We start from the raw sequence: 12017 nt of genomic DNA, 5'->3' as shown, positions 1-12017 counted from the left end.
GCCTGTTCAGTCGTCGAACCACACGACGAGGCGCACGTTGTCGTCACCGTGCTGTGCTGCGAGTTCTTTCATGGCTTCCCAGACGGGTTGCCACTCGCCGGTTTCGGTGACGGCATCTCTGCGGCAGATGGTGACGGATCTGTAGAGCGTGTCCCCGACGAGCCACTCACTTCCTTCGGGCCACTCCCGAACCTCACCGGCTTTGAGACCGACAGCCGCGGCGAATGCGCCACTCCAGGAGGCCTTGCCCGTCATCCGGAGCCCGTTCGGTGTCTGGCGGTATTCGTGCAGCCGGCTGTCGGGCTTCTCTGCGGGCTCGTCCCAGTCGACGGCCTTCACCTCGGCCCACGTGATCCACGTGGTGCCGTGAAAGCCGTCGTCGCCGTACCACGCGGTCAGCTGGGCGAACCGCACACTCACGGTGGCCGAGGCGTCGGTGGGAAACCCCCGGCCTGCGGCCACGGGACGGAAGTTCGCGTAGTTGCGGACTCCGAAGAGACACCCGAACGCGTCGTAGTTACGGACATCGTTGAGAGAGCTGAGGTCGTGTGCGCAGTACCAGATCGGCTCCTGATCGTCCTGCGGCGCCCGGTACTCGAGGAAGCCGCTTATGTCTGTACCCATGCCAGGCATTCTCTCGATGCCGTCAAATGGTTTCGTCTGCACCGGACCGGCCACCTACGCATACGTGAGCTGCCTGGCCAGGAGGTTCTGTGGTGGGAACAGCGCCCAGATGGCCTTCCCGTCACAGCACGGACCGTAGCTCTGACCGTGGTCCGGTGTACACGGATGCGACCGGCACCGACGGCATGTGATCCGAAGGAAACGGCCTAGCCCGCCCCTCTCACACTCCGGTGTGAGAGGGGCGAGCGCATGGTCGAGACCTGGGTCCTTGGCGATGAGACCGTGCCAACGTCCACACCGACAGTGCTCGAGATGCTGCAGGAACGAATCAGAGCTGGACTCCTGGAGACATGGCTGACCAGCTCGTCCGGACGGTCGCTGGCCTTCATGAGCAACACCGAGCGGGCCATGGTCATCATCATGAACGACGAAGACGATCCCGGCGAACACGCAATGGACCAGGACGCGAGCGGCTCCAGCAAGGACTTCGTCCTGGTGGATGGGCAGCACGACGAGTATCCCGACGAGGACACCCTGCCCCTGGCAGAGGCACTCCAAGTCGTCAACCACATTCTGACCACGGGTGCCCCGCCGCCTCACGTTGCGTGGTCCATCGACCGCTGAACCGCGGCACCACCTGGGGAATTACGACCCACCCAGGTGGGGAAGAGCGTGACCGTCCACAAGGGGTCGTCCAACAAGGGGCAGGAAGGCACGTACGGTTTTGCCGCCGCCGGGGGCGCGGGCGAATCGGTTGACCGTGGGCCAGCCGAAGTCCCCGGTGCCGCCGTTCAGGTCGGGGGTGCGCACGCGCGGTATCTGTGGATTGGGGTCGTAGACGGCCACCTCGATGCTGTCCGGGTGGGTGGCCAGGTCCAGGGTGCACGTGCCGCCGGCATGGCGCAGTGCATTGGGGACGAGTTCAGAGTCGACCAGGACCACCGTGTCGGCAGCCTCGGCCCCGATCGGGCGTACGAGGCGGTCGAGGAACACCGAGGCGCGCTCGAGGGCCTCGGCGATGGAGGCGGTGGAGCGGGCGGTCGCAACGTTGACGCTCACCGTGTCCATCAGGTTCACCTTGGGCTCTGGATCGCCAATGCCCGGTCCCTTTCCGTCCAGTGCTTGTGCCTCGGCCTCTGGCGGGCAACCCCGTGATGGCCGCCCCTACGCCTTTCAGTGCCGCTGTTCGAGGTCGATTACCTCGTCACCCAACACGCGGAAATCTACATCGGCCAGAGTAGACATTGGGTGGTGGTGTGGTTATGGTTTCTCTCGTAGCCGAGATCGAGAAGGGCCCGGCAGACATGAACTGCCGGGCAGCAGTACCCGCAGTTGCAGTTCGCAGGACGGTGCGGTGACGGAGTTTCGAAGCCAGGGTTGTTGCAGGACGGCGACGGGACTGGTGACCGGACCGGGTGGCCCGCAGTGATCAGGGGCCGCCGGAGCGGGACCGCTGTCATGGAGGTGCGGTACCCGCAAGTGCAGTTCGCGGTACCCAGCAGTGAAGTTGGCGAGTAGTACCTCGGTGAAGGCGTCGGCTGCGGGCGCGCGCACCGGGAGGTTCGGCAGTGGGGTTCTGAGCCAGAGCAGACGCAGGACGGGCGACGGGGCTGGCTGCCGAAGTGGCGCCGTGCGAGGCCACCAGCAGTTCGCAACACCAGCAGTACAAGCAGTTCGCAGTAACAGCAGGACGCAGTTCCCGTTCGGTAAGTGATTGATCCAGAGGGAAGAACGGAGGAGCCAGCACCATCAGGATCGCCCGGGCTGGAGTCTTGGGCCCGGGTACCGCAGGACATCGAAGTGAGGTGGTCTCCGGTCAAGCAACCGCGATCCCCGCACCCCCGACAGCATCCAGGTCGGGTCTGTGGAAACAGAAGGCCGGCGCAGCACAAGGGCCGGCAGGTGGTGCAGTAGTTCCTTCGGGGCCCTGGTGCCGTACGGCACCAGGGCCCCTCGACGTGCTCCATGAGAGAGGTGAAGTGACAGCAGACGACTCCTGCGGCCGTCTCGACGATGAGGACTACCCCGCCTACACGGTGGGCCGGGCGGCAGACATGCTCGGCACCACCCCCGGCTTCCTCCGCGCCCTCGGCAAGGCCCGCCTCATCACCCCGCTGCGTTCCGTGGGCGGGCATCGCCGCTACTCCCGCTACCAGCTGCGTATCGCCGCCCGCGCCCGCGAGCTCGTCGACCAGGGCATCCCCATCGAGGCCGCGTGCCGCATCGTCGTCCTCGAAGACCAGCTTGAGGAAGCCCGGCGCATCAACGCCGAACACCATCGCGTCGTCGAAGCAACGAATCCGACAGCCACGGCTTGACCTGGGGCGCGCCTGCCGCTTCTCGGCGGGCCTGCCCGCACCCGGTTCAAGGCGCGACGTGTGCTCGATTCCTGTGGTGACAGCACGTGCGGGCGTGTACCGTCTGCGTCAGCTGTCGTGGTTCGGAAGTTCCCTTTGCCCACGCCTTCGGCGTGGGCGTTTTGCTGTGCTGTGCCGCAGGAACCAGGGCGATCACCTCCACCTTCCACACGGTGTGGGAGGCGTTCATCGACTGGAAGGCATGAGACATGGCTACGGGAACTGTGAAGTGGTTCAACGCGGAGAAGGGCTTCGGCTTCATCGCCCAGGACGGCGGCGGCCCGGACGTCTTCGCCCACTACTCGGCGATCAACTCCTCGGGCTTCCGTGAGCTCCAGGAGGGCCAGACCGTGACGTTCGACGTCACCCAGGGCCAGAAGGGCCCGCAGGCCGAGAACATCAACCTGGGCTGACCCCTCCCGCCCCAACAGCAGCTGAGCCTGCCCCGAGGCCCCTGTTCCTTCAGGTTCATTCCGAGGAGGAGCAGGGCCTTCGTGTTTTCCCGCCCTCGCTACGGGGCTGCCCGGCCGGATAACCCCGTTCTCCGGGCTGAGCCCGTCCTGCTTCCGCAAGCTGATCACCGCGTTACGCCGCGAAGGCGCGGAGCCGGTACGCAGGGGCCGTCCCTGGAGCCTGCCGCTGGAGGACCGCGTACTGTGAGTGACTGCGTACCGGCGCACGAACTTGACGCTGCGCCAGCTGGCCCCGCTGTTCGGCATCTCGAAGTCCGCGGCCGACCGCATCATCGGCCATCTCGGGCCGTCACTCGGGCTCCGGCCCCCCAAACGGTTCCGCAAGGACACGGTGCTCATCGTGGACGGCACCCTCGTCCCTACCCGGGACCACGCGATCGCCGAACAGCCCAAGAACTATCGATACTCCACCAACCACCAGGTCGTCATCGATGCCGACACCCGTCTGGTCGTCGTGGTCGGCCGACCATTGCCGGGCAACCGGAACCACTACAGAGCGTGGGAGGAATCCGGGGCCAAGGCCGCCGTGGGCAAGACCATGACGATCGCCGATGGCGGCTATCCGGGCACCGGACTCGTGATGCCGCACCACCGCCGGCCCGTTGAGGAGCTGTCCGACTGGAAGCAGGAACACAACCGCTCGCACAAGCAGGTCCGGGCCCGCGTCGAGCACGCCTTCGCCCGCATGAAGACCTGGAAAATCCACCGCGACTGCCGCCTCAAGGGCGACGGGGTCCACCACGCCATGCTCGGCATCGCCCGCCCGCACAACCTCACCCTCGCTGGCCAGACCGCCAAGTCACCAGCCAAACGGCCATGCTCGCCCATTCGGAGATCATTTATTAGGAAAGTGCGGCCTGGCGATTCTGCCGGAGGAGACGACCCGCCGACAGGCGGCGCGTCGAGGTCGCCGGGGCCGGGTGCCTTCAGGGCTCCCCGCGAATTCGGTGAATTATGGGGCGGACCTGCTGAGGGGACCGCCGAACCCATGCCCGCATCCCCGAAGCGCTGGGCAACACGGGGATCGTGCTCTCCGCCGAGGCGCTCTCCGCGCGAGCGGAGGTGTTCCGCTGCACGGGAACGTGCGCCTCTTCGCCCCCTGGCTAGGAGCGCAGGAGACCCCGTCGGGGCAGGGTGATCAAAGGGGACCCTGTCCCGACGGGGCTCGGTCGGCCGGGCGGCGGGTTACCGGCGCCTGGCAAGGGCCGTTGCCGGGTGCGGCGCTCCCGGGCTCAGCCGAAGGTCACGTCGCTGCACCACATGTAGGTCTGGTCGAGGTGCGAGGCCTGCCAGATCACGAACAGGATGTGGTGTCCGGTGTAGCCGGAGGTCTGGACGGGGAACGTGATGTCCTGCGCCGGGGCGAAGCGGCCGGTCTGTGTGATGAAGTCGAGGTTGCCCCATCCCAGGGTCTGGGTCTTGGGGTCGAAGCCTTGCTTGCTCACGTAGACCTTGAAGTAGTCGGCACCGTGGGACGCCTGGTCGTACAGGTGGACCGAGAAGTTGCTGCCGACGGTGGTGGTCTTCCACGCCCCGGGCCTGTTCAGACTGGCGTTCCTCGAGAGGTTATTGCTGCAGAGCGTCCCGTCGGGGGTCCGCGCCTGGAACTGGCCACCGAGGCCGTCGCGGAGCGCGCTCATCCAGTTCCACATGGTGTCGGGGTTGGCCTGGAAGGCCTGCCAGCACATGGGGTCCTCGGTCTGCATGGCGGGGTTCGTGTGGTTGCTGCCCCACGTCTTCCAGCACTGGTACGCGCGGGTGGCGGGGCCGACGACCGTGCCATGAGCCTGGGCGGGGACCGACCAGGTCAGTGTGCCGACGACCACGGCGAACAGCATGACGAGCGTCTGGAGAGGCCGGCGGAGGGACGACCGCGAACGGCCGGCTAACGGACTCTGTTTGCGCATGTGGGGGGGAACTCCTTCCAGTGGCAAGCTGTTATGGGAGCGCTCCCAACGGTAGGACGTCTGAGTGAAATGTCAATGAAGCAAACGGAGTTGATCGCAGGGGGCGGCGAGCAGGGAATCTGCAGTGAGCCGAAGTCGGAACCGTTCCCGGGACCGGAAAGCGAGGATGCGGCCCGGACCGGTGGGCGGGGGCGATGCCAAGGAGGGGCTTTGCGTCCCAAATGCCGATGGTGCGCTTCCGTACACGCGAGGTCCGCCTCGCCGGGGGCAGGTGGATGGTAGGAGCTGTGACTGTATGGCGCATCGGGCGGGAAACGCCCAGTCCTCCGGCCGGGGCAGGACTGGACGGGGCACGGACCCGAGTGGTCACGGAGGGCGCTGCGCCGCTCTCGGCGCCGAAAGCGGTCGCAGATGGCGCCGGGCCGTTGTGGGCGGTGCGATCGCCCGGGAGACGACCGGCGTTCGCCCTCGCCGAGCATGCGTATCCCGGGCGATCCACCCTCATCCCCACCTCGTAGGAGGAGGGGCACGGCAGCGAGAGGGCCGGCACGGCGAATGGTGCCTGGGCGTCGGCAAGGGGACCCGGTCGAGGGGACGTTGACCTCCCGGGCGGACCAGGGCGCATGGGGAACCAGGGGAAGTCGGCGTGCGGGAAGACGGCGGACGGCGTGCCGTAGGCCGCCTCGGAAAAGACCATCAGCACGAGCGCGCAGGCAGTACCGCCGTAGAGGGTGGCGAGCAGGTGGTGCGCGGGAAGAGGGGCTGGTTCGTCCAGGCCGGACGCGAGCCGGAGCCCTTCCGTTTCCGGCAGGCTTGCCCGGCCCGGACAAGCCTGCCGGAAGCTGAGAACGCCCACGGCAGTCCCGGCCGGCCACGCACTACCGGTGTCACCGCTCGGCGGTGGCCAAGGCGTCGGCGGCTGCCCCGCACCCATGGGTCCGGGGCGCCGGGCCGTCCGGCAGAGCCTCCTCCGGCAGCGCGGTCGAAGTCGCGCAAGGGACCGAGCGGGGGAAGACGTTCCCCCGCACGGCGTGCGTTCGTCGCGTCCGCCCGGACCCGCGTCCGCGGGGAGGCCCGGCACCGGGTGCTCGAGCCCGCGGGGCCGTCGCCCGGCGGCCCCGGGCACCATCAGATCCCCATCCCGGGCCGCGGTGCGCAGGGGCCGGGTCAGCCCAGACTGAGCAGACCCGCGTCGACGACGGCGCGGCCGAAGGGACCGGCGAGCTCGGCGAGACGCTCACAGCCGGCGTCACCCAGTGCGGCGTAGGCGGGAAGGGCCAGACGGTCGGTACGGTCCTCGATGTGACGGCGCAGGAGTACGCCTTCCTGGCTGAGCGAGTCGCCGTCGAGGAGACCTCGCTCGCGCAGGCGCTCCTGGGTGGCGGCCCACTCCTCCTCGGGCCAGGCACGGCTCGCCTTGAGGAAGCCGACGGGAACGTCACCGGTCGCGGCATGCAGAATCAGGGCGTCCAAGCCGCCGACGCCCTCGCTCAGCAAACACGCGACATGGCCGTCTCCACGGAACTCACGGAGTAGTGTCTGGGCATGCCACAGCTGCAGTACCGGCTCCTGCGGCCAGGGCAGTGCGGCGTGAGCGGCGAACAGCGAACGGCCCTGCGCGCGTTCGCAAGCGGCCTCGGCGGCTTGTCGGGTCAGCGCCAGCACCTCGTCGAAGCCGGGCAACGCGTGGATCCCCGCCCGCCGCAGGGCTTCGCACGCAGCGTCGTACCGCGCGTCCAGGACCTGCTGTGGCGTCGTGGCGTCCCAGGCTCCGTCGACCGCCTGCCGTACGACATCGGGGTTGAAGTTGTAGAAGGTCGAGATGACCAGATCGGCGGATGCCCGGCCGAACGCGGCGCTGCGGGACGTGAAGTAGCCGGCGCGTACGCTCAGGCCGAGGTCGGCGTATCGACGCCTTGCCTCGGGGACGAAGTAGATCATGGCGTGGACGGGCTCAAGACGGCGCCAGGCCGCGCGCGCTGCCTTCATGGGGTCACCTCTTCGGAGAGTCGACGAACGGGGGTGTTCGCTGAGCGGCGTGCGCCGCCGGTTCAGTACGCGCCGTGCGCTCGCAGGTGGTCGAGCAGCAGGTGGCTCAGGAGTTCGGGCGCCTCCTCGGGGACCCAGTGGCTGACGCCCTGGAGGGTCTCGAACCGGTACGGGCCGTCGACCCACCGCCGGGTCTCCTGTGCGGCGGCCGGGCCGAACGCGGTGTCCCCCGTGCTCCAGACGTACAGAGTGGGCACGTCGATGGGGCCGATCGTGCCGTCGGGGCGGCCGGCCCGGTACCAGTTCAGCGCCGCAGTGAGGGCGCCCGGCTGGGACAGGTGCCGTACATAGGCCTCGGCGCTGTCCTGCGGAACCTTTCCGGCGAAGAAGCCGCGGATCTCTTGGGCGTCGTCGGCGAGCATGCGCTCCTCGGTCGCGGGTGTGTCGCGCCAGTCGATCATGTAGCGGGAGCGTTGGCGCTGGTCCTCGTCGGTGCGCAGGGCGGTGGCCAGAGCGCCGGGGTGCGGGGTCGAGACAACCGTCAGCGTGCGTACGCGACCGGGGTGGGCGTGCGCGGTCCACCAGGCCACTGCGCCTCCCCAGTCATGGCCGACCAGATCGAACGTCGGCCAGCCCAGTTCCTCGCTGATCGCGACCACGTCGTCGACGAGCAGACTGATGCGATAGTCCGCGGCCCGCTGGGGGCGGACGCCGGGGGAGTACCCACGCTGGTCGGGTGCCACCACCCGGTAGCCGTGCGCCGCCACCGCCGCGATCTGCCGTCGCCACACCAGCCCCGTCTGCGGGAAGCCGTGCAGCAACAGCACCGGACGTCCCTCGGGCGGACCCGCCGCGACGGCATCGAACAGGCCCGCATCCGTGGAGATGCTCAGCTGAGTCACGTCCTGAGTCACACCCACTCCCTCGTACCGACTAGTCGGTACCCTTCAGTGGACAGAGTGGGGTGTCAAGGGCTGGGGCTGGTTGAACCTGACGTCGAATTCAACTATAACGTCGGAAGGCCCGACCCTAGCCCTCTGCGGCCATGAGATCTCATGGGTCACCCGAGGAGACGGTCAATGAGCCTCCTTCGCAGCGCAGTTGGCGCTGGGCGCTGCCCATCCGCAATCAGACAGTGAGGCGACATGAGGGAAGCAGTCATCGTTTCGACGGCACGGACGCCGATCGGAAAGGCTTACCGCGGCGCGTTCAACGACACCCAGGCGCAGGAACTCGCCGCCCATGCCCTGTCGCACGCGGTGCAGCGCGCCGGGCTGGAGGGAGGCGAGGTCGAGGATGTGGTCTTCGGCTGTGCCGTGCAGCAGGGGTCCTCCGGGTTCAACGTCGCGCGTCAGGCCGTCCTTCGCGCCGGACTTCCGGACACCGTGTCGGGGATGTCCATCGACCGGCAGTGCTCGTCGGGCCTGATGGCCATCGCAACGGCAGCCAAGCAGATCGTCACCGACGGCATGCAGGTCGCTGTCGGCGGCGGAGTCGAGTCGATCTCCCTGGTGCAGAACGACCACATGAACACCCACCGCATGACGGATCCCTGGCTGGTGGAGCACAAACCGAGCATCTACCTGCCGATGCTGCACACGGCCGAGATCGTCGCAGAACGCTACGGCGTGAGCCGGGAGCGGCAGGACGAGTTCGCGCTGCTGTCGCAGCAGCGCACCGCGGCGGCGATGGAGGCCGGCCGGTTCGACCAGGAGATCGTCGCGCTCAGCAGTGTCAAGAAGGTGCTCGACAAGCAGTCCGGGGAGGTGCGGGACGAGGAGGTCACCCTGACTCGGGACGAGGGCAACCGCGCGTCGACCACGCTGGAGGACCTGGCAGGGTTGGCGCCGGTGCTGCCGGACGGTCAGGTGAGTGCGCGTTCCAGCGTCACGGCGGGCAACTCCTCGCAGCTTTCCGACGGGGCTTCGGCGTCGGTGCTGATGGAGGCGAAGGAGGCCGAGCGCCGCGGACTGGAGCCGCTGGGCGTCTACCGGGGTATGACCGTCGCCGGCTGCGGGCCGGACGAGATGGGCATCGGTCCGGTGTTCGCCATTCCGAAACTGCTGAAGCAGCACAACCTCACCATCGACGACATCGGCTTGTGGGAACTGAACGAGGCGTTCGCGTCCCAGGCGCTGTACTGCCGGGACGAACTGCACATCGACCCGGAGCGGTTCAACGTCAACGGCGGCGCCATCTCGGTCGGCCATCCCTACGGCATGACCGGCGCCCGGCTCGTCGCTCACGCCCTCATCGAGGGCAGGCGCCGGGGCGTCCGCTACGTGGTGATCTCGATGTGCGTCGGTGGCGGAATGGGCGCGGCCGGACTGTTCGAGGTCGCCTGAGATGCCGAGTGAGACGGACAGGGCGCGAACCGCGGTCCTGGTGGACTTCGGCGGTGTCATCACCTCCAGCGTGCTGCAGGCCTTCACCGACTTCGGGGCCTCTCTCGGCGGTGACCCCCGCCTGCCGCTGGACCTCCTCGCCCGGGACCAGGGATCACGCGTCCTCCTGGCCGACCACGAGTGCGGCCGCATCGACACCGAGGCCTTCGAGCGAGGATTCGCCGAACGTCTCCGTGCCCACGGCGCGGAGGTGTCGGCTGAAGGGCTCACGGCCAGGATGCAGGCGGGAATGTCCATCGACCAGGACATGCTCAAGCTGCTCGCTGATCTTCGAGCCGCAGGTCATCCCGTTGCGCTCGTGTCCAATTCGTTCGGGACCGGAACCTACGACGGCGTCGACCTCGACGCGGTGGCCGACGCGATCGTCATCTCCGCCGAGGTCGGGATCCGTAAACCCTCCAGGCGGATCTACGTGATCGCATGCGAACGCCTCGGCGTCGCCCCCGAGGAGACGGTCATGATCGACGACCTGCGGCAGAACCTCGACGGAGCCGCACGGATCGGAATCGGGGGCGTCCTGCACACCAGCGCCGCCGACACCCGCCGCCAGCTCGCCGAACGCTTCCAGATCACCGCCTGACCGATCGGCCGGCCGGGCGCAGTGAGCTCGGTCCGAGGACCTGATGCCGAAGCCGCACCAAGTCAACCCGTCGGTGAGGGAAAGACCCGCACCACCACGTGCTCACATCCCGGAAGGCACTGCCCATGACCAGCGTTCTCGACCCCGTGTGCCGCCACGCGGCCACCGCTCCCGACGCCATCGCACTGCGCGGCGCCACCGATCAGTGGACCTACCTCCAGCTGCGGGGCGCGAGCATGCGGTACGCGGGCGCCCTGGTCGCCGCAGGCCTGTCCCCGGGGGACCGGGTGCTGCTCGCGGCGCCGTCGGTGCCCGAGTTCGTGGTGGCGTACCTCGGCATCCAGGCCGCGGGCTGTGTCGTGGTGCCGGTCAACACGATGTGCACCCGGGCCGAGGTCGAGTACGTGCTCGGCGACGCCGGTTGCTCGCTGGCGATCGCCTGGCACGCCCTCGGCCCCGCCGTCGCGGAGGCGGCAGCGGCGCTCACGGTGCCCTCGTGGACGCTCTCCCCGGGCGCGGGGGTCACCGCTGCTGCCGCTGACGTGGTCGACAGGGACAGCGTCGCGACCGCGGCCATCCTGTACACCTCGGGAACCACGGGACGACCGAAGGGTGCACAACTCACCGTCGGGAACCTGCTGTCGGCCGGGGAGATCGGCGCCGAGTGCAGCCGGGCGTCGAGCGCCGACCGTACGGGCACCGGACTCCCGCTGTTTCATGTGTTCGGCCAGGCGTCGGTCATGATGGCGACCTTGACCGCCGGCGGCTCGATGTCGTTGCTCGCCCGGTTCGACCCGGCGTCGATGCTGGAGATGCTGCGCCGCGACCGCCTCACCGTCATGGCCGGCGTACCGACCATGTGGAACGCGATGCTGCACGCGGCCGGTGATGCGAGTCCGGCCGACTTCGCCGGGCTCCGGGTCGCCGTCTCGGGCGGCGCGTCGCTTCCCGGGGAGATCGCCCGCGCCTTCGAGGCCCGGTTCGGCTGCACCATCCTCGAAGGGTACGGGCTCACCGAGACCACCGCGTTCGGGACCTTCAACGACCTCGACCGCGGCGGCAAGACCGGGTACACCGGCCGGGCGGTGCCCCGGATGCGGGTCCAGGTGCGTGACGAGGACGGCAACGAGTGCCCGCCGGGCACCGTCGGCGAGGTCCACATCAAGGGGGCCACGGTGATGCGCGGCTACTGGAATCGCCCCGAGGACACCGCCGCGGCCTTCTCGTCCGACGGCTGGTTCCGGACCGGCGACCTGGGCGAAACCGACACGGACGGCGACCTGCGCATCGTCGACCGTGTCAAGGACCTGATCATCCGCGGTGGTTACAACGTCTACCCCGGTGAGGTCGAGGAGGTTCTCTACGAGCATCCGGACATCGTCGAGGCGGCCGTGATCGGCGTTCCCGACGAGCACTACGGCGAGGAGGTCGCCGCGCTGATCGCCGCCCGGCCGGGTGCGCAGCTCGGTGCGGCCGAGGTGTCGAGCTGGGCGCGAGAGCGGCTGTCCGCCTACAAGATCCCGCGCATCGTCCGGTTCGTCGACGCGCTGCCCAAGGGCCCGAGCGGGAAGATCCTCAAGCGGTCCATCGACCGTGCGGCTCTGACCCGTGACACGGCGCCCGCCGACGCCGCCCTCACCACTGAGCCTCGGCCCCCGGGTTTGTGATGGTGATGTCGGATT

Annotated in this window: 11 protein-coding genes and 1 pseudogene; 7 read left to right on the top strand and 5 right to left on the bottom strand. The window is 68.6% G+C overall.

Translation table 11 applies throughout. The annotated features are described in order from the left end of the window. Positions 1–6: 6 nt before the first annotated feature. Positions 7–624: a hypothetical protein gene (locus tag ACIQ6Y_RS32505; RefSeq protein ID WP_404044442.1), complete on the bottom strand. Its 618-nt coding sequence runs from the start codon at positions 622–624 to the stop codon at positions 7–9. A gap of 249 nt (positions 625–873) precedes the next feature. Here ACIQ6Y_RS32505 and ACIQ6Y_RS32500 point away from each other — a divergent pair, with 249 nt between their 5' ends. Continuing rightward, complete coding sequence (locus tag ACIQ6Y_RS32500) at positions 874–1248, top strand: hypothetical protein (RefSeq protein WP_404044439.1); 375 nt, start codon at positions 874–876, stop codon at positions 1246–1248. 21 nt (positions 1249–1269) lie between these two features. On the opposite strand, the gene ACIQ6Y_RS32495 is transcribed toward ACIQ6Y_RS32500, so the two are convergent. Next, on the bottom strand, positions 1270–1692 hold the full coding sequence (locus ACIQ6Y_RS32495) for an ATP-binding protein (RefSeq protein ID WP_404044436.1): 423 nt from the start codon (positions 1690–1692) through the stop codon (positions 1270–1272). Between the two features lie 911 nt (positions 1693–2603). Between ACIQ6Y_RS32495 and ACIQ6Y_RS32490 the strand changes: the two genes are divergently transcribed. The 3 genes and pseudogenes from ACIQ6Y_RS32490 to ACIQ6Y_RS32480 form a co-directional block, all read left to right on the top strand. Beyond that, on the top strand, positions 2604–2942 hold the full coding sequence (locus tag ACIQ6Y_RS32490; protein ID WP_404044434.1) for a MerR family transcriptional regulator: 339 nt from the start codon (positions 2604–2606) through the stop codon (positions 2940–2942). Between the two features lie 248 nt (positions 2943–3190). Further along, entirely contained in the window at positions 3191–3394 is a 204-nt protein-coding gene (locus ACIQ6Y_RS32485) for a cold-shock protein (protein WP_404044431.1), read from the top strand. A gap of 106 nt (positions 3395–3500) precedes the next feature. After that, positions 3501–4241 (top strand): annotated as a pseudogene (locus ACIQ6Y_RS32480) (transposase); the annotation flags it as partial. A 445-nt stretch (positions 4242–4686) separates the two neighbouring features. On the opposite strand, the gene ACIQ6Y_RS32475 reads toward ACIQ6Y_RS32480, so the two are convergent. The 3 genes from ACIQ6Y_RS32475 to ACIQ6Y_RS32465 all read right to left on the bottom strand — a co-directional run bounded on the left by ACIQ6Y_RS32475 (position 4687) and on the right by ACIQ6Y_RS32465 (position 8264). After that, positions 4687–5292, bottom strand: coding sequence for a lytic polysaccharide monooxygenase (locus tag ACIQ6Y_RS32475; RefSeq protein WP_404045109.1), 606 nt, complete (start codon positions 5290–5292; stop codon positions 4687–4689). A gap of 1236 nt (positions 5293–6528) precedes the next feature. Continuing rightward, complete coding sequence (locus tag ACIQ6Y_RS32470) at positions 6529–7350, bottom strand: hypothetical protein (protein ID WP_404044428.1); 822 nt, start codon at positions 7348–7350, stop codon at positions 6529–6531. A 62-nt stretch (positions 7351–7412) separates the two neighbouring features. Beyond that, positions 7413–8264, bottom strand: a complete 852-nt coding sequence (locus ACIQ6Y_RS32465) for an alpha/beta fold hydrolase (RefSeq protein WP_404044425.1) — start codon at positions 8262–8264, stop codon at positions 7413–7415. A 231-nt stretch (positions 8265–8495) separates the two neighbouring features. Between ACIQ6Y_RS32465 and ACIQ6Y_RS32460 the strand changes: the two genes are divergently transcribed. From ACIQ6Y_RS32460 to ACIQ6Y_RS32450, 3 genes are all read left to right on the top strand, one after another. Continuing rightward, entirely contained in the window at positions 8496–9695 is a 1200-nt protein-coding gene (locus ACIQ6Y_RS32460) for an acetyl-CoA C-acyltransferase (protein ID WP_404044422.1), read from the top strand. A 1-nt stretch (position 9696) separates the two neighbouring features. Continuing rightward, positions 9697–10335, top strand: a complete 639-nt coding sequence (locus ACIQ6Y_RS32455) for an HAD family hydrolase (RefSeq protein WP_404044419.1) — start codon at positions 9697–9699, stop codon at positions 10333–10335. A 125-nt stretch (positions 10336–10460) separates the two neighbouring features. Then, on the top strand, positions 10461–12002 hold the full coding sequence (locus tag ACIQ6Y_RS32450) for a class I adenylate-forming enzyme family protein (protein WP_404044417.1): 1542 nt from the start codon (positions 10461–10463) through the stop codon (positions 12000–12002). Positions 12003–12017: the final 15 nt, after the last annotated feature.

The sequence above is a fragment of the Streptomyces sp. NPDC096205 genome, assembly GCF_044763135.1.
In the GTDB taxonomy this organism is placed as follows: Bacteria; Actinomycetota; Actinomycetes; order Streptomycetales; family Streptomycetaceae; genus Streptomyces.
Note: the sequence above shows the minus strand (reverse complement) of the source record. Positions and strands in the feature narration are given on the sequence as shown.

Excerpts from the sequence above, each read along its gene's own strand:
- ACIQ6Y_RS32450 (WP_404044417.1), top strand. The coding sequence starts at position 10,461 with ATGACCAGCGTTCTCGACCCCGTGTGCCGCCACGCGGCCACCGCTCCC.
- ACIQ6Y_RS32455 (WP_404044419.1), top strand. The coding sequence starts at position 9,697 with ATGCCGAGTGAGACGGACAGGGCGCGAACCGCGGTCCTGGTGGACTTC.
- ACIQ6Y_RS32505 (WP_404044442.1), bottom strand. The coding sequence starts at position 624 with ATGGGTACAGACATAAGCGGCTTCCTCGAGTACCGGGCGCCGCAGGAC.
- ACIQ6Y_RS32485 (WP_404044431.1), top strand. The coding sequence starts at position 3,191 with ATGGCTACGGGAACTGTGAAGTGGTTCAACGCGGAGAAGGGCTTCGGC.
- ACIQ6Y_RS32495 (WP_404044436.1), bottom strand. The coding sequence starts at position 1,692 with ATGGACACGGTGAGCGTCAACGTTGCGACCGCCCGCTCCACCGCCTCC.
- ACIQ6Y_RS32500 (WP_404044439.1), top strand. The coding sequence starts at position 874 with ATGGTCGAGACCTGGGTCCTTGGCGATGAGACCGTGCCAACGTCCACA.
- ACIQ6Y_RS32460 (WP_404044422.1), top strand. The coding sequence starts at position 8,496 with ATGAGGGAAGCAGTCATCGTTTCGACGGCACGGACGCCGATCGGAAAG.
- ACIQ6Y_RS32475 (WP_404045109.1), bottom strand. The coding sequence starts at position 5,292 with ATGCTGTTCGCCGTGGTCGTCGGCACACTGACCTGGTCGGTCCCCGCC.
- ACIQ6Y_RS32470 (WP_404044428.1), bottom strand. The coding sequence starts at position 7,350 with ATGAAGGCAGCGCGCGCGGCCTGGCGCCGTCTTGAGCCCGTCCACGCC.